The organism is Sphingomonas sp. Leaf407, from assembly GCF_001425385.1.
Classification (GTDB): domain Bacteria; phylum Pseudomonadota; class Alphaproteobacteria; order Sphingomonadales; family Sphingomonadaceae; genus Sphingomonas.
Genome location: NZ_LMQO01000001.1, coordinates 428,101 through 449,616, shown reverse-complemented (window position 1 = coordinate 449,616; position 21,516 = coordinate 428,101). Strand labels below are relative to the sequence as shown.

Annotated in this window: 22 protein-coding genes; 14 read left to right on the top strand and 8 right to left on the bottom strand. The window is 69.2% G+C overall.

The window, feature by feature from the left end; translation table 11 throughout:
- Position 1: 1 nt before the first annotated feature.
- The 4 genes from ASG37_RS02100 to ASG37_RS02085 all read right to left on the bottom strand — a co-directional run bounded on the left by ASG37_RS02100 (position 2) and on the right by ASG37_RS02085 (position 5,206).
- Positions 2–787 carry a 3'(2'),5'-bisphosphate nucleotidase CysQ gene (locus ASG37_RS02100; RefSeq protein WP_055755609.1) on the bottom strand — a complete coding sequence of 262 codons (786 nt, stop codon included), beginning with the start codon at positions 785–787 and terminating at the stop codon, positions 2–4.
- Positions 780–2,126, bottom strand: a complete 1,347-nt coding sequence (locus tag ASG37_RS02095) for a TldD/PmbA family protein (RefSeq protein ID WP_055755608.1) — start codon at positions 2,124–2,126, stop codon at positions 780–782. The genes ASG37_RS02100 and ASG37_RS02095 overlap by 8 nt, the downstream gene beginning before the upstream one ends.
- 38 nt (positions 2,127–2,164) lie before the next feature.
- Positions 2,165–3,082, bottom strand: coding sequence for a 4-hydroxybenzoate octaprenyltransferase (gene ubiA, locus ASG37_RS02090; protein ID WP_055755607.1), 918 nt, complete (start codon positions 3,080–3,082; stop codon positions 2,165–2,167).
- Positions 3,083–3,289: 207 nt separating this feature from the next.
- Positions 3,290–5,206, bottom strand: coding sequence for a beta-N-acetylglucosaminidase domain-containing protein (locus ASG37_RS02085; protein WP_055755606.1), 1,917 nt, complete (start codon positions 5,204–5,206; stop codon positions 3,290–3,292).
- Between the two features lie 112 nt (positions 5,207–5,318).
- Between ASG37_RS02085 and ASG37_RS02080 the strand changes: the two genes are divergently transcribed.
- From ASG37_RS02080 to ASG37_RS02065, 4 genes are all read left to right on the top strand, one after another.
- Positions 5,319–5,594, top strand: coding sequence for a hypothetical protein (locus ASG37_RS02080; RefSeq protein ID WP_055755605.1), 276 nt, complete (start codon positions 5,319–5,321; stop codon positions 5,592–5,594).
- The gene (locus ASG37_RS02075) at positions 5,594–5,908 is read left to right on the top strand and encodes a DMT family transporter (protein WP_055755604.1); all 315 of its coding nucleotides are present in this window, start codon (positions 5,594–5,596) and stop codon (positions 5,906–5,908) included. The genes ASG37_RS02080 and ASG37_RS02075 overlap by 1 nt, the downstream gene beginning before the upstream one ends.
- Before the next feature lie 134 nt (positions 5,909–6,042).
- Positions 6,043–6,786 (top strand): 16S rRNA (uracil(1498)-N(3))-methyltransferase, encoded by a 744-nt coding sequence (locus tag ASG37_RS02070; protein ID WP_055755603.1) that lies wholly within the window; start codon positions 6,043–6,045, stop codon positions 6,784–6,786.
- 67 nt (positions 6,787–6,853) lie between these two features.
- A complete protein-coding gene (locus ASG37_RS02065; RefSeq protein WP_055757207.1) occupies positions 6,854–8,227 on the top strand; it encodes a glutamate--cysteine ligase in 1,374 nt (457 codons plus the stop codon).
- On the opposite strand, the gene ASG37_RS02060 is transcribed toward ASG37_RS02065, so the two are convergent.
- Positions 8,224–9,618, bottom strand: coding sequence for a methyltransferase family protein (locus ASG37_RS02060; RefSeq protein WP_200909690.1), 1,395 nt, complete (start codon positions 9,616–9,618; stop codon positions 8,224–8,226). The genes ASG37_RS02065 and ASG37_RS02060 overlap by 4 nt on opposite strands.
- Before the next feature lie 66 nt (positions 9,619–9,684).
- On the opposite strand from ASG37_RS02060, the gene ASG37_RS02055 reads away from it, so the two are divergent.
- Positions 9,685–11,610 carry a M61 family metallopeptidase gene (locus ASG37_RS02055; RefSeq protein ID WP_055755602.1) on the top strand — a complete coding sequence of 642 codons (1,926 nt, stop codon included), beginning with the start codon at positions 9,685–9,687 and terminating at the stop codon, positions 11,608–11,610.
- A gap of 144 nt (positions 11,611–11,754) precedes the next feature.
- The gene (ppa, locus tag ASG37_RS02050; RefSeq protein ID WP_055755601.1) at positions 11,755–12,330 is read left to right on the top strand and encodes an inorganic diphosphatase; all 576 of its coding nucleotides are present in this window, start codon (positions 11,755–11,757) and stop codon (positions 12,328–12,330) included.
- Positions 12,331–12,375: 45 nt separating this feature from the next.
- Here ppa and ASG37_RS02045 read toward each other — a convergent pair whose 3' ends face one another.
- Both ASG37_RS02045 and ASG37_RS02040 read right to left on the bottom strand, forming a co-directional pair.
- Positions 12,376–12,732 carry a TfoX/Sxy family protein gene (locus ASG37_RS02045; RefSeq protein ID WP_055755600.1) on the bottom strand — a complete coding sequence of 119 codons (357 nt, stop codon included), beginning with the start codon at positions 12,730–12,732 and terminating at the stop codon, positions 12,376–12,378.
- Positions 12,729–13,622 (bottom strand): DMT family transporter, encoded by an 894-nt coding sequence (locus ASG37_RS02040; protein WP_055755599.1) that lies wholly within the window; start codon positions 13,620–13,622, stop codon positions 12,729–12,731. Before ASG37_RS02040 ends, ASG37_RS02045 begins: the two co-directional genes overlap by 4 nt.
- 121 nt (positions 13,623–13,743) lie before the next feature.
- Here ASG37_RS02040 and ASG37_RS18120 point away from each other — a divergent pair, with 121 nt between their 5' ends.
- On the top strand, positions 13,744–13,869 hold the full coding sequence (locus ASG37_RS18120; RefSeq protein ID WP_268795730.1) for a hypothetical protein: 126 nt from the start codon (positions 13,744–13,746) through the stop codon (positions 13,867–13,869).
- 83 nt (positions 13,870–13,952) lie between these two features.
- Positions 13,953–14,591 carry a DUF1345 domain-containing protein gene (locus tag ASG37_RS02035; RefSeq protein ID WP_082447938.1) on the top strand — a complete coding sequence of 213 codons (639 nt, stop codon included), beginning with the start codon at positions 13,953–13,955 and terminating at the stop codon, positions 14,589–14,591.
- A 127-nt stretch (positions 14,592–14,718) separates the two neighbouring features.
- Here ASG37_RS02035 and ispG read toward each other — a convergent pair whose 3' ends face one another.
- On the bottom strand, positions 14,719–15,843 hold the full coding sequence (gene ispG, locus ASG37_RS02030) for a flavodoxin-dependent (E)-4-hydroxy-3-methylbut-2-enyl-diphosphate synthase (protein ID WP_055755598.1): 1,125 nt from the start codon (positions 15,841–15,843) through the stop codon (positions 14,719–14,721).
- A 96-nt stretch (positions 15,844–15,939) separates the two neighbouring features.
- Between ispG and ASG37_RS02025 the strand changes: the two genes are divergently transcribed.
- The 6 genes from ASG37_RS02025 to ASG37_RS02000 all read left to right on the top strand — a co-directional run bounded on the left by ASG37_RS02025 (position 15,940) and on the right by ASG37_RS02000 (position 21,509).
- Positions 15,940–17,112: an acyltransferase family protein gene (locus ASG37_RS02025; protein ID WP_055755597.1), complete on the top strand. Its 1,173-nt coding sequence runs from the start codon at positions 15,940–15,942 to the stop codon at positions 17,110–17,112.
- A 76-nt stretch (positions 17,113–17,188) separates the two neighbouring features.
- Positions 17,189–18,094, top strand: a complete 906-nt coding sequence (locus ASG37_RS02020; RefSeq protein WP_321163600.1) for an isoaspartyl peptidase/L-asparaginase family protein — start codon at positions 17,189–17,191, stop codon at positions 18,092–18,094.
- The gene (locus tag ASG37_RS02015) at positions 18,091–18,483 is read left to right on the top strand and encodes a VOC family protein (RefSeq protein WP_055755595.1); all 393 of its coding nucleotides are present in this window, start codon (positions 18,091–18,093) and stop codon (positions 18,481–18,483) included. The genes ASG37_RS02020 and ASG37_RS02015 overlap by 4 nt, the downstream gene beginning before the upstream one ends.
- Positions 18,484–18,493: 10 nt before the next feature.
- Positions 18,494–19,336, top strand: a complete 843-nt coding sequence (locus ASG37_RS02010) for a S1/P1 nuclease (protein ID WP_055755594.1) — start codon at positions 18,494–18,496, stop codon at positions 19,334–19,336.
- Between the two features lie 84 nt (positions 19,337–19,420).
- Positions 19,421–19,729 carry a hypothetical protein gene (locus ASG37_RS02005; RefSeq protein ID WP_156349018.1) on the top strand — a complete coding sequence of 103 codons (309 nt, stop codon included), beginning with the start codon at positions 19,421–19,423 and terminating at the stop codon, positions 19,727–19,729.
- A gap of 124 nt (positions 19,730–19,853) precedes the next feature.
- Positions 19,854–21,509: a sensor domain-containing diguanylate cyclase gene (locus ASG37_RS02000; RefSeq protein ID WP_055755592.1), complete on the top strand. Its 1,656-nt coding sequence runs from the start codon at positions 19,854–19,856 to the stop codon at positions 21,507–21,509.
- The last annotated feature ends 7 nt before the right edge of the window (positions 21,510–21,516 follow it).

The following is a 21,516-nucleotide window of genomic DNA, read 5'->3' as shown; positions in this document are numbered from 1 at the left end:
CCTACCGCTTGCCCAGCGCCACGATCGCCCGGTCGCGCAGCCGTTCCACCGCCGCCGCGTGGATGCCCGGCGCGGCGGCCATCACCCCGAAGAATTGCGGGCGCGGCTGGTTGAAGCGCAGCTTGCGGCCGATCGCGTCGGTGACGGTCGCCCCTGCCTCGCGCGCCAGCAATATGCTGGCCGCGACGTCCCATTCATTGCCCCAGCGCAGGGTTGCCAGGAAATCGGCGTCGCCGCTCGCGACCATCGCCATGCGCAGCGCGATCGAATTGGGTTTGGCCACCACCGCCAGATCGCGATCGGCCTTCGCCAGCGCGTCGACCGGCGTGCGGCTGCCGGCGAAATCGGTGCGGGTGCTGGCGTGGATGCGGCTGCCGTTGGCATGGGCGCCGGCCCCGGCGAGCGTCGTCCACACCTGTCCGCGTGCCGGGGCGTGGAGGACGCCCAGCACCGGCTGGCCATCCTCGACCAGCGCGATCGACACCGCCCAGCCGTCGCGCCCGCGGATATAGTCGCGCGTGCCGTCGATCGGGTCGACGATCCACACCCGGCGGCGCATCAGCCGGTCGGCATCGTCGGCGGTTTCCTCCGACAGCCAGCCGGCATCCGGCAGCAGCGCCGACAGCCGCTCGCGCAGCAGCCGGTCGACGGCGAGGTCGACCTCGCACACCGGATTGCCCGGCGCCTTTTCCCATGTCGCGAAGTCGCCGCGAAACCGGGCGTGCGCCAGCGCCGCCGCTTCGCCTGCGATGGCGACGACGCGCCCGAGAAGCGCGGCGTCAGCCACCCGCGACCGTCATCGCCGCGACTCGCAGCGTCGGCACGTTCACCCCCTGGCGGAATTCGAGGTCGCCCGCCGCCGCGAGGCTGCCGAGCATGTCGCGCAGGTTCGACGCGATGGTGATCCCCGACACCGGACGGGTGATCTCGCCATTCTCGATCAGGAAGCCGGACGCGCCCCGGCTGTAGTCGCCGGTGACGCCGTTCACCCCCTGCCCGATCAGTTCGGTGACGAGCACGCCATAGTCGATGTCGGCAATCAGCGCGTCGCGGCTGCCGCTGCCGCCCGCCAGATGGATGTTGCCGGTGGTGACGCCGGGCGGGCCGCCCAATCCGCGCGAGGCATGGCCGGTCGGCTCCAGCCCCAGTTGCCGCGCCGACGCGCTGTCGAGCAGCCATGTCTCCAGCACGCCGTGATCGACCAGCGCCATCGGCGACACCGCCAGCCCCTCGCCATCGAACGGGCGCGAGCGCAGGCCGTGGGGCAGGTGCGGATCGTCGAGGATCGACAGCGCGGTCGGCAGGATCGCTTTCCCAAGACAGTCGCGCAGGAAGCTGGTGCCGCGCGCAATCGACGGGCCGCCGATCGCGCCGAGGATATGGCCGATCAGGCTGGCGCCGACGCGCGGGTCGAACACCACCGGCACCACGCCGCTGGTCATCGCCACCGGGTTCAGCCGGGCGACGGCGCGCGTTCCCGCACGGGTGCCGACATCGTCGGCGGCTTCGAGCATCCGGCGGTGGCGCGTGGCGTGATGGGCGTGATCGCGCTGCATCCCCTCGCCGCTCCCGGCGACGACGCTGGCGGAGATGCCGTGGCTGGTGACGGCATAGCCGTGGGCGAAGCCGTGACTGGTCGCCAGTGCCACGACCGCACGGCTGACGCTGGCCGATCCGCCTTCGGAATTGGTGACGCCGGGAACGGCGCGCGCGGCATCCTCGACCGCCTGCGCCGCTTCGCGCAACGCTTGCGGCGAGACGTCGCCACCATCGTCGAGGTCGAGCAGCGGCGGCGCGCCGTGCAGCAGCCGTTCGGCAGGCGCAAGGCCGGCCCATGGGTCCTCGGGCGCGGCCCGCGCCATCGCCACCAGCCGCTGCGCCAGCGCATCGAGGCCGGCATCGGACAGGTCGGAGGTCGAGACGCTTGCCGAGCGCCGGCCGACGAAGGCGCGCAGGCCCAGTTCCGATCCCTCTGAGCGCTCGACATCCTCCAGCGCGCCCAAGCGGACCGACACCGCCAGCGCGGTATCGGCGATCAGGATCGCATCGGCGGCGTCGGCGCCGTGCGCGCGGGCGCGGAGGGTGGCGGCATGGGCACGGTCGGCGGCGATGGCGGGAGTCAGCATGGCAGCGACATGGGAAGCGTTCGCGCCGAGGGCAACGCTCACGCCGCCTGTCCGACGACAAGAAGGCCGAGGAACAGCAGCAATCCGGCGTCGCGATTGCTGCGGAAGCGGGCCAGCGTGTTCGCGCCATCGTCGGGCGTGAGCGTCGCGACCTGCCACAACAGGTGCAGCGCGGTGGGCAGCAGCGCGGCTAGCGCGAGGGGCGTCGGGAACACCCGCCACACCGCCGCTGCCCAGCAGACGATCGCGACCCCGTACAGCAACGTCACCCCGCCGCGCACCCGCCCGCCCATCGCGCGGGCCGACGAGCGGACACCGACCATCGCGTCATCCTCGATGTCCTGACAGGCATAGATGGTGTCATAGCCGATCACCCACGCGATCGACCCGGCATAGAGCAGCGCCAGCGTGGCCCAGTCGCCCACCGCCATCTGCGCCCATGCGACCGGTGCCGCCCAGGAGAACACCATGCCGAGCCACGCCTGCGGCCACCACGTGATCCGCTTCATGAACGGATAGGCGGCGACCAGCGCCAGACTGCCGAGCGCGACGATGGCGGCGGTGAGGTTCAGTTGCAGCAGCACGACGAGGCCGATGAGGCTGAGGATCACCAGCCACACCCACGCCGCCTTCACCGACACCGCGCCGCTGGCCAGCGGTCGCCGGGCGGTGCGCGCCACCTGCCGGTCGAGATCGCGGTCGATGATGTCGTTGTAGACACAACCCGCACCACGCATCGCGATCGACCCGAGCAGGAACCACAGCAGCATGTCCCAGCGCTCGGTGGCGCGGCCCGACAGCGCGATCGCCCATGCGCCGGGCCAGAACAGCAGCCACCAGCCGATCGGCCGGTCGAACCGCGCGAGCAACGCGAACGGGCGGGCGGCGGGCGGCAGGACGGCGATTAGTCCGCGATGTTCGGTATCGGCGACATGGGTGGCGGCAGGATCGGTCATCGTCCCCTGCTGCCATGGGTGGCCGGTTTGCTCCCCTCCCTGACAAGAGTTTCGGGTCGGTCATGCCCCCGGCATGACCTGAACAGTGCGGGGCACTGTTCACCCGAAACTGGGTTGGGGGTGGGTCGGTCTGGGGCGGGTGCTGCCGTTCCCTCGCGGGCCTACCCACCCCCGGCCCCTCCCTTGTCAGGGAGGGGAGAAAGAGCGCTACCGCACCGGCAAGGCGATCAGGCCCGGCGCGTCGGCGATGAAGCGGTCGAGCACGCCGTCGGCGATCTTGATCGTCCCATCGAAACGGGTCGCGCCGGGGATGGTGCGGACCGCCGCCGCCTCGGCCGCCAGCCGTCTGGCGTCGGCGAAATAGCGGGTCGCGGCCGGATTGCCCGCATCGGCGGCGGCGAGGCCGGCGGCGGTCAGGTGCAGCGCGCGGCCCCATGTGCCCATCGCGTCGAGCCACGGCGCGGCCTGCGTGGCGAACGCCGGATCGGCGACGCCCGCGCGGATGATGTCGGGCGCATCGGCGATCGCATCGGCGCGTTGCGTCAGTTCGGCGATGACAGCCGCCCGCGCGGGCGCGTCGCCATCCGCGATCGTGTCGCGCACCCGGTCGAGCAGCGCCTTCAGCTTCGGCGCCTGTTCCTGCCATGGCTGGCTGCCGAAGGTGGGCGCGATGTGCTGCGTGTCGAAGAAGGTCAGCAGCGCTTGCGCCGCCCGGGCGTCGCCGCCGGCCAGTTCGCGCGCGGCGGCGGTCCATGTCCGCTCGGCATCATAGCCGGTGTCGTTCCACGCGAAGGCGGCGATGCCGGTCACGGCGACGCGGCTCGGCGCTTCCTGATTCATCGGGTTCGACAGGATGCCGGCCAGTTCGCCCGACAGCCCGGCCTCGCGCTTGACGTACGGCGCCATCAACAGCCGCCCGGTGGTCTGGGCATAATCGTTGACCGGATAATTATCCCACAGCAGCGTCTTGCGGCCGAACGCCTTGGTCGCGGCCTTCGCATCGGGGATCGAGATCGCCGGGGGGACGACGTCGGTGCCGGTCCATTGCACGACGATGCGCGGGTCGAGCGCGGTGCGGAGCGCCGCCTTGTACGGCGTTTCCTTCGCGTCGTAATATTCGGTCGGCACCATGATGAGCGGCGGGGCGGCGGGATCGCGCGCCACCAGATGCGCCTGCACCGCGTTCAGCAACTGCCCCTGCGCCTTGCCCGCCGCCGCCGCGCCCGAGGGGCCGAACGACTTGGTATCGCGCTCGCAGTTCCATTTCTGATATTCGATGTCGTCGAGCGCGACATAGAAGCTGCGGATGCCCTGCCCGCGCAATGCGTCGAACTTGCGCTCCAGTGCCGCCTGATCGGCGGGGTCGGAAAAGCAGATCGTGGGGCCGGGCGAGATCGCGTAGACGAAATCGACATGGTTCGCCCGCGCCCGCCGCGCCAGCGATCCGAGTTCGGCCAGCGTCGCCGCCGGATAGGCCTCACGCCACTTGTCGCGCGCGAAGGGATCGTCCTTCGGGCTGTAGACATAGGTGTTGGCCTTGACCGTCGCGAGGAAGTCGAGGTGGCGTTCGCGGTCCTGCGTGGTCCATGGCTTGCCGTAGAAGCCCTCGATCGTGCCGCGGATCGGCATGGCGGGATAATCGCGGATCGTGAGCGCGGGGAACGACGCCCGCCGCACGAGCTGGCGCAGCGTCTGGAGCCCATGGAACAGGCCGTCGCCATCGGTGCCGGCCAGCGTGACGACGCCGTCGCGCGCGACGGTCAGGACATAGCCTTCGCGGTGGGCGTCGGCGGCGGTGCCGCTGCGGGCCAGCGCGGCGCGGACCGGCGCGGCTTCGGCGGTGCCCAGCACGATATGCGGGCGATCGACGGTGGCCGGCAGGCGCGACGCGGTGGTGATCGTCCCGACCCCGGCATCGCCCAGCATCGCCCGGACGAGCGCGACGATCGCCGGATCGGTGCCCGGCGCGACCAGCACCACCGAGTCGCCCAGCGTCACCGCGCCGCCGCTCAGCGTCGTCGATACCGGCGCGGGGGTGAGCGCGGGCAGCGTCGGGAGTTGCGCGAAGGCCGGGGCGGCGGTGGCCAGCAGGGCGGCCAGCGGCAGGGTCCAGCGTCGCGTCATTCCGATCCTCCGGTATCAGATTGGTATTATTGGTGCTGCGTAAGGCCTTGTCGCCGGCGCTGCAAGTCACGGTGTTGGCGCAACCGGCGGCGATACCCTACAGCGTCGCCCCATGGACCTCGACCAACTGCTCGGCCATTATTTCGGCGATCACGATCCCGATACCGCCCCCGCCGATGTGCAGGCGCGCGCGAAGGAGCGAATCGCGATCGACTTCGGCATCGAACGTGATCCCGCGCGCCGCTTCGCGCTGTGGACGCTGATGGATGCGCTGGACTTCGCGCCGGTGCCGGCGGAGGCGTTCGACAAGCAGCCGGCGTTGCGCGCGGCGGCGGAACGCTATCTCGACGCCGCCTATCGCATCGAGCGTTATGGGGAGCCGGGCTGATGCCATGGGTGCTGCTGACGATCGCCGGGTTGCTGGAGATCGTCTGGGCGTACTGGATGAAGCGGTCGGACGGGTTCAGCAAGCTCTGGCCGACGATCGTGACCTTTGCGGCGATGTTCGCGAGTTTCGGCCTGCTGGCGCTGGCGATGAAGCGATTACCGCTCGGCACCAGCTATATGGTGTGGACCGGGATCGGCGCGCTGGGCGCGTTCGTGGTGGGGATCGTGCTGCTGGGCGAAAGTGTGACGCCGCTGCGGCTGGCGGCGGCGGGGTTGTTGCTTGGCGGGTTGGTGTTGATGAAGGTGGCGTCGTAGAAAAACCTCGTCATTCCCCCGCAGGCGGGAATCCATAGACGCAACGCTTGCGGCTCCATCGCCGACGTCAGTGTGTATGGATTCCCGCCTGCGCGGGAATGACGAAGCTGGAACTGCGCCCTATACCCCCGCCCATGCCCGCCACCCCTGCCTGGCCGCCCGATTCGACGCCGCGGCTGTTCGTCGCGACGCCGCTCGCCCCCGATGTCCGCGTGACGCTCGACGGGCCGCAGGCGCATTATCTGTTGTCGGTGATGCGGGTGAAGGACGGCGATCCCGTCCGCCTGTTCGACGATGCCAGCGGCGAATGGCTGGCGCGGGCCGAAGCGGTGCGCAAGCGCGACCTGACCCTTGCCGTCACCGAACGCCTGCGCGAGCGCGAGGCGGTGCCCGACCTGTGGCTGTGCATCGCCCCGACCAAGAAGGGGCGGATCGACTGGACGATCGAAAAGGCGTGCGAGCTGGGCGTCGATCACATCCTGCCCGTCGTCACCCGGCGGACGGTGGTCGACCGGCTGAACCTCGACCGGTTGCGCGCGCATGCTGTCGAGGCGGCGGAGCAGTGCGGGCGCACCGCGCTGCCCGCACTCGCCGAGCCGGTGAAACTGGCGCACCTGCTGCGCGACTGGCCGGAGGGGCGGACGCTGTTCTTCGCCGACGAGACCGGCGGCGTCCCCGCCACGGCGGCGATGCGCGACCATGCCGGGCCGGGCGCGATCCTGATCGGCCCCGAAGGCGGGTTCGACGCGGAGGAACGCGCCGCGATCCGCGCGCACCCACAGGCGGTCGGCATCGCGCTCGGCCCGCGCATCCTGCGCGCCGAGACGGCGGCGGCGGCGGCGGTCGCGCTGTGGATGGCAGCGGCGGGCGATTGGTAGCCGCGCTATATCGCGATCAACCACAGCCCCCTAGCGCGTCCCGACCGGCGCGCGTATGGGCGCGACCATGAGCACGAAGACCGTTTCGGACACCCACGCAGCGGTCATCGAGGACCGCGCCCAACTGATCGACTATTTCGCGGGCGGCGAGAAGCCGGCGGAACGGTGGCGGATCGGCACCGAACATGAGAAGTTCGTCTATCGCACCGCCGATTATGCCGCACCTTCGTATGACGAACCGGGCGGCATCCGCGACCTGCTGGCCGGGCTCGAACGCTTCGGCTGGCGGCCGGTGGAGGAGAATGGCAACGTCATCGCGCTGACCGGTGCGGACGGATCGGTCAGCCTCGAGCCCGCCGGACAGTTCGAGCTGTCGGGCGCGCCGCTCGAAACGCTGCACCAGACCTGCGCCGAAACCGGGCGGCATCTGCAACAGGTCAAGGCGGTCGGCGACGAGCTGGGCCTGGGCTTCCTCGGGCTTGGCATGTGGCCCGACAAGCGGCGCGACCAACTGCCGATCATGCCCAAGGGCCGCTATGGCATCATGCTCAACCATATGCCGCGCGTCGGCAGCATGGGGCTGGACATGATGCTGCGCACCTGCACGATCCAGGTGAACCTCGATTATGCCAGCGAAGCCGACATGGCGAAGAAGTTCCGCGTCGGCCTCGCGCTGCAACCGCTCGCGACCGCGCTGTTCGCCAATTCGTCGTTTACCGAAGGGCTGCCGAACGGGCAGTTGTCGTATCGCTCGCACATCTGGTCGGACACCGATCCGGCGCGCACCGGCATGTTGCCGTTCGTGTTCGAGGACGGCTTCGGTTACGAACGTTATGCCGATTACGCGCTCGATGTGCCGATGTACTTCGTCTATCGCGACGGCCGCTACATCGACGCCGCCGGGCTGTCGTTCCGCGATTTCCTGAAGGGCGAGCTGTCGGTCCTGCCGGGCGAGAAGCCGACGATCGACGACTGGGCGGATCATCTGTCGACCGCCTTCCCCGAAGTGCGGCTCAAGACCTTCCTCGAAATGCGCGGTGCCGATGGCGGTCCGTGGGGCCGCATCTGCGCGCTGCCGGCGCTGTGGGTCGGGCTGCTGTACGACCAGGGCGCACTGGATGCGGCATGGGATCTGGTGAAGGGCTGGTCGATCGCGGACCGGCAGGCGTTGCGTGACGCCGCGCCGGCGCTGGGGCTCGACTCGCCGCTGCCCGGTGGCGGTCGGTTGCGCGACATCGCGGGTCAGGTGCTCGACATCGCCGGCAGCGGCCTGCGCGCGCGGGGCCGCACCAACGCGGCGGGCGAGGACGAGAGCGGTTTCCTCGAACCGCTCCGCGAGGTCGTGCGATCCGGCAAGGTGCCCGCGCAGATCCTGCTCGACAAGTTCGCCGGCGAATGGGCCGGCGACCTGACGAAGGTGTACGAGGATTATAGTTTCTAGGGCGTCGTTCTCCCCTCCCTGACAAGGGAGGGGTCGGGGGTGGGTAGGTTCGTGGCGGGTGCCGGCGTTCCCTCGCCGGCCGACCCACCCCCGGCCCCTCCCTTGTCAGGGAGGGCCGTGATCCGGGCGAACAGGCGCGGGATCAACCCGTGCCGGTCCATCCAGCCGCTGTACGCCCGGTACGCTGGGTCCTGCCCCAGATGCCATTCCTCGGTCCGCGCGCGCCAGTAGTAGACGCCGCTGACGCAGGCGAGGATCGCGGTGTTGCGAAGCGCCTCGACCCAGTTGTCCGATGTGGTCAGCACGGGGATGGTCGAGATCCACCAGAACAGGTTCTTCGAGAGATAGGCCGGATGGCGGCTGAACCGATACGGCCCGTGGGTCAGGATGCCGCGGTTGGTGAGGTTGGAGAAGCGCAGGCCGAACGCCAGCGTCGCCCACGCATAGATCGCGGTCAGCGCCACCAGCACGGCACCCACGATCCACAACAGCCAGTCGTGCCCGGCGAGCCAGTGGGTCCAGTCGGCGGTGCCGGGGCGATAGTCGAACGGCCCGCCATCGGCCATCAGGATGAACGGCGGATAGCAGATCAGCGCCGCCGCCCATCCCGCCGCATAGGGCGTCGCGCTGCGGATATGGCTGTCGAGCGGGCGCATCGCGAAGATATAGCCCGCCGTCGCGATCGCGACGTCGATCACGAACATGAAGGTGATGAGCCAGTTGGCGAGCGGCACCGGCCCCGACAGGATCGCCGAGCGGTCGGCGCGGATGAACTCGCCGAACCCCGGCGGCACGATGGCGAGCATGAAGGCGAGGAAGAAGGTCTTGACCGCCCAGCCGCGTAAGTGCCCCCAGATGGCGGCGCGGTCGATCGGTTCGTCAAGGTGCATCGCCCAGGCGCCCAATGCCCAGCAACCGTCCTTCGGCTCGACCAGCCGCCGGTCGAGCCAGATCACATAGGGGATCGAGAGGACGAACAGCGGCACCGCCGCTTGCCCGAACACCCACATCGAGAAGGCGAAATTGCCCTGCCAGTAGAAGCGCCCAGTGGCATAGATCGCGGCGATTCCCGCCCAAGTGAGCCACAGCCCGGCCAATTTGGTCAGGCTGATGTCGATCGTCTCGCGCCACGGCCGCACGGTAGCCCAATCGATGCCGGTCGAGGGATGGCGATGCACCTTGTCGACCAGCAGCGACCACGCCACCATCGGCACCGCGCAGGCAGCGACGTTGACCAGCGCCGCGTATGGCCCGTCCATGCCATACGCCCAAGCCACCGCGACCCATGCGAACAGCCCGGCCAGCCCCGCCAGCCCGACGCCGGACGACACCGCCGAGGGAGGCCTGACATCGAGTTCGGCTTGCGCGGGCAACGACTTGTCGTGATACATGGGTACATCCGCTATCACCGGACCGGTAACTATCCGGTGAAGCATATTCGCTCCCGAAGGAAGTCCATGCTGCGTATCGCGTCGCTCGCCGCCCTGCTCGTCTCCACCGCGCTGCCCGCCGTGGCGCAGCAGATCAACCCGCCGGGCAACACCCTGCCGCAGCCGACCCCGATCACCGATACCATCCCCGCCGCGCGTGACATCGACTATCCCGGCACGATCAAGCTGGAGGTCGACGCGACCGACACGGTGCAGAACATCTACCGCGTGAAGGAAACGATTCCGGTCGCGCGCACCGGCCATATGGTGCTGCTGATGCCCAAGTGGCTGCCGGGCAAGCACGGGCCGCGCGGCGAGATCGAGAAATTGGCCGGCCTCGTCGTCCGCACGAACGGGCGCGAACTGCCATGGACGCGCGACGTGGTCGACGTCCATGCCTTCCACATCGACGTGCCGGCGGGTGCCCGCACGCTGGACGTACAGTTCCAGTTCCTGACCGCGACACAGCCCGACCAGGGCCGCATCGCCATCACCCCGGAAATGCTGAGCCTGCAATGGGAATCGGTCAGCCTGTATCCCGCCGGCTATTACACCCGCCGCATCCCCGTGGAGGCGACCGTGCGCTATCCCGCCGGCTGGACGGCGGCGGCGGGGCTGCCCTCGACCGTATCGAACGGCGTCTATCGCTATGAGCGCACCAGCTACGAGACGCTGGTCGATTCGCCGGTGCTGGCGGGCAAATATTTCAAGCGGTTCCAGCTTACCGACCGCGTGGGGCTGAACGTCACCGCCGACAAGCCGTCCGAGCTGGCCGCGACGCCGGAGCAGATCGCGGCGCATACCCGGCTGGTCGAACAGGCGGTGAAGCTGTTCGGCGCGCAGCATTACGACAAGTACGAATTCCTGCTGTCGATCAGCGACAAGCTGGGGTCGATCGGCCTCGAACATCATCGCTCGTCGGAGAATGGCGTCGATCCGGGCTATTTCACCGACTGGGCATCGGGGCCGGGCGAACGCAACCTGCTGCCGCATGAATTCACCCATAGCTGGGACGGCAAGTACCGGCGCGGCGCTGACCTGTTCACCCCCGATTTCCGCACCCCCATGCGCAATTCGCTGCTGTGGGTGTATGAGGGGCAGACGCAGTTCTGGGGCTATGTGTTGCAGGCGCGATCGGGCCTCGTGTCCAAGCAGGATACGCTCGACGCCTATGCCGACATTGCCGCTGCGCTCGACGCGCGCGAGGGGCGTCAGTGGCGGCCGCTGGTCGATACCACCAACGATCCAATCATCTCGGCCCGTCGCCCCAAGGGCTGGGTGAGCTGGCAGCGCTCGGAGGATTATTACAACGAGGGATTGCTGGTGTGGATGGAGGTCGATTCCATGCTGCGCGCCCAGTCGAACGGCACGAAGTCGATGGACGATTTCGCGCGCGCCTTCTTCGGGATGCGCGACGGCGACTGGGGCGTGCTGCCCTATACGCTGGCCGATGTCGTCAGGACGCTGAACGGTATCCAGCCCTATGACTGGGCCGGTTTCCTCGACAAGCGACTGAACGCCCGCACCGATCGCGCGCCGACCGGCGGCTTTGCCGCCAACGGCTATCGCATCGTCTACACCGACACGCCGACGCCGTATCTGAAAGGACGCGAAAAGTCGGGCGGCGGGGCCAGCCTGCCCTATTCGCTGGGGCTGACCGTCAACAAGGACGGCAAGGTCGGCAGCGTGCTGTGGGGGAGTCCGGCGTACAAGGCGGGGTTCGAAACCGGCACCACGCTGATCGCGGTGGCGGGGCAGGCCTATACCCCCGATCGGCTGCGCGAGGCGGTGACGGCGGCGAAGGGCGCGAAGGAGCCGATCCGCCTGACCGTGCGGATGGACGATGCGGTGAAGGAGATCGCGATCCCCTATCACGACGGCCTGCGCTATCCCCGGCTCGAAAAGGTCGGCGAGGGTGAGAACGGCCTCGACCGGTTGCTGACCGCCAAATGACCGACGCCCGGGGCGGGCCGTCCCGCCCCGGCGCGATTCCACGCAAATGTTGCTTCAACGCGCCCGATTTCCGGCTAAAGAGCGCGTCTGATTGCGGAAAAGGCTCCTTTTCCGCGACCAAGCGAACAAGAGGGAGATACTGATATGCGGATCGACATGATCCCGGTGGGCGAAGACGCCCCCAACAGCCTGAACGTCATCATCGAAGTGCCCACCGGCGGCGAACCGGTGAAGTATGAATTCGACAAGGCTTCGGGCGCGCTGTTCGTCGACCGCATCCTCCACACGCCGATGCGCTATCCGGCGAACTACGGCTTCGTGCCGCACACGCTGTCGCCCGATGGCGATCCGCTCGACGCGCTGGTCGTGTCGCGCACGCCGTTCATTCCCGGCTGCGTCGTGCGCGCCCGGCCGATCGCGGTGCTGAACCTTGAGGACGAGGCCGGCGGCGACGAGAAGCTGGTCTGCGTGCCGGTCGACGCGACCTTCCCCTATTACAGCAACGTCGGCGAGAAGACCGATCTGCCCGAAATCGTGTTCGAGCAGATCGAGCATTTCTTCACCCACTACAAGGACCTCGAAAAGAAGAAGTGGGTCCGAATCGGGACGTGGGGCGGCGCCGAGGAAGCGAAGCGCATCACCGTCGAGGCGATCGAGCGCTATGACGAAGCCAAGGCCAAGGGCGAAGAGCCGCACGAATACGACGTGCCCGGCCGCTGAGCCGAACCGGGAGGGCGCGGGACCCAGGTCCGTGCCCTCCCGTACCTACCCCTTCGCCTTGCGTCGCCGGACCGGCGCGCGCCGTCCCGCCTCGATCGCCAGCATGGCCCAGTGCGACAGCGCATCGCCGTCGTCGAGCACGTCGTCGGGCGCGCGGCGATACATCATCGTCGCAGTCGTGCCGTCACGCCGGGCATAGGTGAAGCGCTCGCACCCCGCCGCTTCCCACAATGGATCGGCCTCCGCGTCCGATTTGAACCACAGCACGTCGTCGGCGACGATCGCGAAAACCGTCCCGTCGAGATAGAGCGTCGCCCCGCCCATCATCCGCCGGAAGGTGACGGTGCCGACCGGCACGAGCGTATCCGCGACCCACGCGATCAGCCCTTCGTCCACGCTCATGCCCCCGCCTCGCTCTGCACCACGGGCGCACGCCGGCGCACCGCCACCAGACACCCGGCGACGATCAGCGCCGCGCCGACCACCGTATAGAGCGACACCCGCTCGCCGAACGCCAGCCAGCCCATCAGCGCCGCCCATGCGAACGCGCTGTACTCGACCGGGGCCAGCACCTGCGCCTCCGCCCGGGCATAGGCCCATGCCAGCGCCATCGTCGACACCGTGCCGAGCAGCGCCGCGCCGGCGATCTCCAGCCACTGGTCGGGGCGCGGCCATGCCCCCAGCCACGGGGCAGCGGGCAGCAGCATCACCGCGATGACGAGGCTGGCGAACAGCGCGACCTCGACCGGGTCGGCGGCCTGCGCCTGTCGTCGCAGCAGGATCAGGTTGCCGGCATAGAGGATCGACGCGGCGACGCACGCGAGGCTGCCGAGCACGGCCTGCGTCGAGGCATCGGCCCGCACCTCCCCCGCCGCGATCGCCAGCACGCCGGCGGATGCGATCAGCGACCCGGTGATCGCCGTGCGCCGGATGCTTTCGCCAAGGAACAGCGCGGCGAGGAACAGCGCGACCAGCGGCGCGAGGAACGTCAGCGCCACCCCCTGCGCCATCGGCACGCGCGCAAGGCCCCAGAAGAACAGCACCACCGACGATCCCGCCGCGACTCCGCGCGCGACATGCAGCCAAAGCAGCGCTGGCCCCGGCCAGCGTCCGCCGCGCAGGACGAACGGCACCGCGCACATCGCGCTGCCTACGACCGACCGCCACAGCACCGCGTTGTACGCCCCGCTGTCGATCGACAGCCGCTTCATCAGCGTGTCCATCACCGTATAGACGGCGATGCCGGCGGCGGCGACCGCGAAGGCGCGCAGGCTGGACGGGGCGGCGGACATGGGCGGACCTTTGCGAACGGCGGGCGAAACCGCTGTCGCGTGGCCGCCGATTGGATGCAAGGGTCGGGATGCGGATGGTGTAGGCTCGCCACCGGGCGTCTCGCCCACGAAGGACAGCGTCATGGCCAAGAGCCAGCAGAAGTCGAACAAGGAAGTCCGCAAGCCCAAGGCGGTCAAGGTCAAGACCATCGCCGCCAACGCATCGACCAAGGACAAGCCGGTCGGCATGGTGACGATCAAGAGCTGAACCGGCACCGTACCCGGCCGGCCCCGTCAGCGGGACCGGCCGGGCCGCTTCCGAACGACAAGGCGGTGCGATAGACTGGTGCCATGTCGCTCGATCTAGGCCAACGCATCGCGCCGCCGCGCTTCCTCGCCTTCGCCCTGGTCGCGGGCGCGACCGGGGCGTGGAGCGTCCCCGCGCTCGGCTGGCGCAGCGGGGTTCCGCTGGCGTTCGATGCCGGGGCGGTCGTCTTCCTGCTGTCGTGCGTGCCGCTGCTCGGCGCATCGGCCGATGCGATGCGCGCCGCAGCACTGCGCAACGACGCCAACCGCGCGCTGCTGCTGCTGCTGTCGGGCGGGATCGCGATCGTGGTGCTGGCGGCGATCGCCGCCGAACTGGGCCAGCGCGGCGCTCCCAGACCGCCGGTAATGGCACTGGTCGTCGCCACGCTGCTGCTGGCATGGGGCTTCGCCAACACCGTCTATACGCTGCATTACGCGCATCTGTTCTACACCGCCGCCGGCGATGGCCGGGATACCGGCGGGCTGTCGGTTCCCGGCACCGACGAACCCGACTACTGGGATTTCGTGTATTTCGCCTTCACGCTCGGCATGACGTTCCAGACGTCGGACGTCACGCTGACCAGCCGGTCGATGCGCCGGGTGGCGACCGGCCACTGCCTGATCGCGTTCCTGTTCAACCTTGGTGTGGTGGCGTTCAGCGTGAACGTGCTGGGGGGATCGTAGGGCGTTTTTCTCCCCTCCCTGACGAGGGAGGGGTCGGGGGTGGGTCGGCCCGCGAGGGAAGGTACGCGCGCCACAACCGGCCTACCCACCCCCAGCCCCTCCCTGCCAGGGAGGGGAGCGTAAAGCGTTACTCCGCTGCCTGCGGCATGCCCGCGCCGGCCGCGTCGATTTCCGCCGCCTTCGCTTCGACCAGCTTGACGATATGCTCGATCATGTCGGCGTCCTGCACGTGATGGTCGGTGACGCCCGACAGATAGACCATGTGCCGGCCGTTGCCGCCCCCCGTAATCCCGATGTCGGTCTCGCGCGCCTCGCCGGGGCCGTTGACGACGCAGCCGAGCACCGACAGCGACATCGGCGTGCGGATGTGCTGCAACCGTTCCTCCAGCGCCTGCACGGTGCGGATCACGTCGAACCCCTGCCGCGCGCACGACGGGCACGACACCACGCGCACGCCGCGGTTGCGGATGCCGAGGCTTTTGAGAATCTCGAAGCCGACGCGGATTTCCTCCTCCGGCTCGGCCGACAGCGACACGCGGATCGTGTCGCCGATGCCGAACCACAGCAAAGATCCGATGCCGATCGCCGACTTGACCGTCCCGCCGACGAAGCCGCCCGCCTCGGTGATGCCCAGATGCAGCGGGCAATCGACCATTTCGGCCAGTTGCTGATACGCCGCGACCGCCATGAACAGGTCGGATGCCTTTACCGCGACCTTGAACTCGTGGAAATCATGGTCCTGCAACAGCTTGATATGGTCCATCGCCGATTCGACCAGCGCGTCGGGGCACGGCTCGCCGTATTTCTCCAGCAGATGCTTTTCGAGGCTGCCGCCGTTCACGCCGATGCGGATCGCGCAGCCGTTCGCCTTGGCGGCGCGGACGACTTCGGCGACGCGCTCGTTCGATCCGATGTTGCCCGGATTGATGCGCAGGCACGCCGCCCCCGCATCGGCGGCCTCCAGCGCGCGCTTGTAGTGGAAATGGATGTCGGCGACGATCGGCACCCGCGCGGCGCGGGTGATCTGGCGCAGCGCCTGTGTGCTGGGCACGTCGGGGCAGGAGACGCGGATGATGTCCGCGCCCGCTTCCTCGCAGCGGCGGATCTGGTCGAGCGTCGCCACCGCGTCCGACGTGTCGGTATTGGTCATCGTCTGCACCGTGACCGGCGCGTCGCCGCCGACGGGCACGTTGCCGACCATGATCTGGCGGCTTTGACGGCGGTGTATATCGCGCCACGGACGGATCGACATGAAAATTCTCGCTAAGGCTTGCGTAACCGGAGGCTTGCTATAGCCCCGCATTGTTTCGTGCGAAAGGCGCGCGAGGCGGGGTAGGCCTTCGCGTACGTGAACCTTCGGGCAAGACATTACGGGCTGGACTGGCTGCGCATCGCCGCCTTCGCGCTGCTGGTCCCCTATCACATCGCCATGGCGTTCAGCCCGTGGGACTGGGTGGTCAAGACGCCCTATGCCTTTCACTGGCTGATCGTGCCGATGATGGCGGTGACGCCGTGGCGGCTGGGATTGCTGTTCGCCGTGTCGGGCTATGCCTCGGCGATGCTGTCGCTGCGCTCGGCCGGGCGCGGCGACTTCGCGATCGACCGGTCGAAACGGCTGCTGGTCCCGCTCGCCTTCGCGATGGTCGCGGTCGTGCCGGTGGAAATGTGGGTGCGGGTGCGCGAAGGGGGCTATCCCCGGACGCTCGGCTGGTTCTGGGTCCATGACGCATGGCACGACGGGCGCTTCTGGGGCGTGGCCTTTCCCAGTTGGGAGCATCTGTGGTTCGTCGCCTATCTGTGGGTCTATACCATGGTGCTGGTCGCACTGCTCGCGGGCGCAGGGGGGCGGACCGACCGGCTGCTCGATCGCGCCGCCGGCTGGCTGATGCAGGGCCACCGGCTGCTCTGGGCCCCGCTCGCGCTGCTGGTCGGGCTGCGCCTCGCGCTGTTGTTCACCGTCGCCGAGCGGATGGGGCTGGCGAGCGACTGGGCGGGGCATTCGCAATATTGGCCGTTGTTCGCGGCGGGATTTCTGCTCGGGCGACGCCCGGCGCTGTGGGGGGCGCTGCACCGCCACTGGCGGCCGGCGGCGGGGATCGCGCTGGCCGGCGGGATCGTGACGACGGCGGTCGAGCTGCGCTATCCCGGCACCGCCGTGCCGCCGCATCTGGTGATGGCGATCGACCGGGCGGCGCGATCGGTGATGGCGTGGGGGATGATCGTCACGCTGTTCCATCTGGCCGATGCGCTGGCCAACCGCGACCATCGCTGGCGGCTGCCGCTGTCGCGCGCGGTGTTCCCGGCGTATCTGGTGCATCATCCGGTGATCGTCGCGACCATCTGGTTCCTGTTGCCGTTCGATCTTGGCGCGGGCGCGATGGCGGTGATCGTGTTCGCGGTGACGATCGCCGCCTGTGCCGCCGCCTGTCTGGCCGCGCGTGCCGTGCCGACGCTGGGGCTGCTGCTGGGGATGCCGCCGCGTGGAACCGCGGCGCGGGGTGGCATGGCGCGCGCGATCTGATAGCAGGCGGCGCTCCCTTTTCGCAGTCCACAGGAACGTCGCCATGTCCGCCTCCCCCACTCCTTCCTGGACGCTGATGATCCACGGCGGCGCCGGCGTCCTGACCCGCGAGACGGTGAGCGCGGCGACCGACGCGGCGGCACGGGCCGGGCTGGACGCCGCCTTGCGCGCGGGCGAGGCGGTGCTGGCGGCGGGCGGCGCGGCGCTGGACGCGGTGGAGGCGGCGGTGCGCGTGCTGGAGGATGATCCCACCTTCAATTCGGGGCGCGGCGCGGTGCTGACCTATGACGGCGGGATCGAGCTGGACGCCGCGATCATGGACGGTCACACCCGCGCGGCGGGCGCGGTGGCGGGCGTCACCCGCAGCCGCCACCCCGTCACGCTTGCCCGCGCGGTGATGGACCACAGCCCGCACGTCCTGCTCGCCGGCAAGGGGGCCGACGTGTTCGCGACCGAACAGGGCGTGGAACAGGCCGACCCCGACTGGTTCCTGACGCCCGCGCGCCGCGCGCAACTGGAGGCGATGAAGGCCGATCCCGACAACTGGTTCGATGTCGACATGAAATACGGCACGGTCGGCGCGGTCGCGGTCGACAGCCATGGCCATGTCGCCGCCGCCACCTCGACCGGCGGCGTCACCGCCAAGCGCTGGGGCCGGGTCGGCGATTCGCCGCTGATCGGGGCGGGCACCCATGCCGACGACCGGTCGTGCGCGGTCAGCGCCACCGGCTCGGGCGAATTCTTCATCCGCGTGGGCGTGGGGCATGAGATCGGCGCGCGCATCCGCTTCACCGGTGAGGACCTGCAAACCGCCGCCGATACCGTGCTGGGCGAAGTACAGGCGCTGGGCGGCACCGGCGGGGTGATCGTCACCGGCCCCAAGGGCGATGCGGCGTGGAGCTTCACCACGCCGGGCATGTTCCGCGGCCGCGCCGCCGCCGGCGGCACGCGCCACGTCGCGATCTATGGTGACGAGGCATGAGCGGCCTCGTCGCGCTCCACCATGTCGCGATCATCGCGTCGGACTATGACCGCTCGAAACGCTTTTACCGCGACGTGCTGGGCCTGAGCGTGATCCGCGAAGTCTATCGCGCCGAACGCAAATCGTGGAAATGCGATCTCGCGATCGGATCGGCGCAGATCGAGCTGTTCACCTTCCCCGACAGCCCGGCCCGCCCGTCGCGCCCCGAAGCGCTCGGCCTGCGCCATCTCGCCTTCACCGTCGCCGACATCGACGCGGAGGTCGCGCGACTGGCCGGGCATGGCGTGCCGTGCGAACCGGTCCGCATCGACGAACATACCGGACAGCGCTTCACCTTCTTCACCGACCCCGACGGGTTGCCGCTGGAACTGTACGAAGCCGCAAGCTAACGCCAACCCCATGATTCGCCGCCTGATCCTCGCGCTTGCCGCGCTGTTCGCCGCCTCGCCCGCCCACGCGTATTGGGAGTTCGGGCATGAGAGCGTCGCGACCATCGCAAGGCTGAACGTCCGCCCCGAAACCCGCGCGGCGATCGAGCGCATCCTGCGGCATCAGGCGCTGCTGGAGACGCCGACCTGCCCGGCGCGGACGATCGAACAGGCCAGCGTGTGGGCCGATTGCGTCAAGCCCTTGGGCGAGCGATTCAGCTATGCCTATGCGTGGCACTACCAGAACGTCGACGTGTGCAAGCCGTTCGACCTGAAGTCAGCGTGCAGGGACGGCAATTGCGTATCGGCGCAGATCGAGCGCGACGTGAAGCTGCTGAAGGACCCCAAGGTGCCGATGCGCGAAAAGGTGCAGGCGCTGGCCTTCCTCGTCCATTTCGTCGGCGACCTGCACATGCCGCTCCATGCCGGCGATCGTGGCGACCTCGGCGGGAACCGGGTGAAGGCCGATTACGGCGTCTATGCCCCCGAGCGGTTCAACCTCCATTCGATCTGGGACGGGCCGCTGGCCGAGCGCGCGATCTCGACCCCGCCGTCGATCCTGCGCGTCTATACCCCGGCCGAGCGCGCGGCCGTGCAGGCGGGCAGCGTCGAGGACTGGAGCCGCGATAGCTGGACCGTCAGCCGCGACTATGCCTATGCCCCCGCGCTGGGCGGCGATGCCTGCGCGCCCAAGCCTGCGGGGCGGGTGAAGCTCGACGATGCGACGATCGCCCGGCTGGTGCCGATCGCGCAGGATCAGGTGAAGAAGGGCGGCCTGCGCCTCGCCCGTCTGCTCGACGAGGCGCTGGGATAAGGGTGTTGCGCACCGGCTGACCGCGTGTCAGCTTGGCCTCCGACAAACGGACCGTGACCGACACGGCCGGCGAAGGGGACGGGGATGCGGAAATCGATGACGATGGCGGCGACCATGGTGCTGGCGTGCGCCACGGCGGGCTGCGGCGTGGCACCGGTGGCGGGCGGCCCGGAACTGACGGTGGCCGGCCCCAGCGCGGCGGTGGAGGCCTTCGTCCGCGCACAGGGCGCGCACCGCCCGACCCGGATGACCAGCTTTCCGCAGGCGCTGGGCGACGGCCGGTCGAGCGCGCGGGTGATGATGCCGATCGGCACCCCCGCCGCCGCGATGCAGGCATTGTCGCAGGAAGCGGTCGCCGCCGGCCTGCGGTCGATCGTCGTCGCGCCGGGCTGAGGGTGCGTTTTGCGGTGCCGGCCCGCTTCCGCGCGGTTCCGGCAAAACCCGCATTTACCGAAAATTGTCGGCTGTCGTGCATCATCGGGCGATGGAGTCGCGGGTTCGACACATTTGGGCGATCATGTTGCTGGCGCTGGCAGTATTCGCTGCCACGCCGGCATCGGCGCAGGCCGGGATCATCGGCGATCCGGTGGCGCTGTGCGTCCGCCCGGCACAGCCGGGGGACAGCGTGCGCGCGATCCTCACCGAACCTGCCCGGTTCGACTGCGCGACGCCGCAGCAACACTTCGGACCCGGCGACTATTGGGTCCTGTCGGGACCGGTGCAGCGGCATGACGACGATCACGGCGCGCTGCGCGTCCGTCAGGCCAGCCTGTGGCAACGCGCGCTCACCCTCTATGCGATCCGCGACGACGGCCGGATCGAGGGGATCGCCAGCGACGCATCGGGGGTCAGCGGCCATCTCCGCCTCGGCGCGGTGGTCGAACATCGCTTCGACGACCGGCCCGGCACGATCCGGCGGCTGTTGTGGCGGATCGACGGGGCAGCCAACCTGCGCGGCATCGTGGTCGGCGCGCGGATCAGCGACGATGCCGACAGCATCCGGTCGGACCTGCTGCTCGCCGGCCTCTATGCCGGGTTCGTCGGGCTGTGTACCGCGCTGCTGATCTACAATCTCGCGCTGTGGAAGGCGCTGCGCCATGATTTCCAGATCGCCTATTGCGCGATGCTGCTGTGCCTGAACCTCTATGCGCTGTCGTCGTCGGGGGCGCTGGCGTGGCTGATCCCCGACCTGCCGAACAACAACCGGATCACGCTCAACCATGTCGTGCTGTCATGGGCAACGGCGGCGGCACTGGCGTTCAGCCGGCGCTTCTTCGAACCGCGCGTCTTTACCGGCTGGGTCGGGCGGGCGACCGACGGCGCGGCCACCGCGTTCTTTGCGCTCGGCGCCGCCTTCATGGCGTTCGCGCCCGTCGCGATCCGGCTGCTCGACCAAGTGTATTCGGTGATGTTCATGAGCGTGCCGCTGGTGGTGATGCCGATCCTGTGGCGGGCATGGGCACGGCGCAGCAATTATCTCTGGCTGTTCTCGCTCACCTGGGCATCGCCGATCGGCATGGTGGTGATGCGCGGCCTGTATAACCTGAACCTGATCGAGTGGAATTTCTGGATCGACAATTCCACGCTGCTGGCGATGAGCGCGGAGGCGCTGCTCACCAGCCTCGCCATCGCCTATCGCATCCGCCTGCTCAGCATCGAACGCGACGAGGCGGTGCGACAGGAAGCGATCAGCCGCGAACTGGCCGATACCGATCCGTTGACCGGCCTGCTCAACCGCCGGGCGTTCATGGCGCGGGCGATCGTGGCGGACGGCCCGCGCACGCTGATGCTGTTCGACATCGATCATTTCAAACAGGTCAACGACACCATCGGCCACGACGGCGGCGACGAGGTGCTGCGCATTTTCGCCCGCGTGCTGCGCGATCATCGTCAGGACGGCGTGCTGCTGGCGCGGATGGGCGGCGAGGAATTCGCGATGCTGGGGCCGGCCCGCGCCATGCCCGATCCCGATGCGGTCCTCTCGGTCGTCCGCGCGCAGAACATGCCGTTCGACCTGCGCGTCACCACCAGCATCGGCATGTGCCACGGCCCGCTCGCCAACGAGGGCGACTGGAAGAAGCTCTACCGTCTCGCCGACCAGGCGTTGTTCCATGCCAAGGCGGCCGGGCGCGACCGCACCGAACGCGCCCGCCCGCTCGCACTCGCAGCGTGAAATCTCG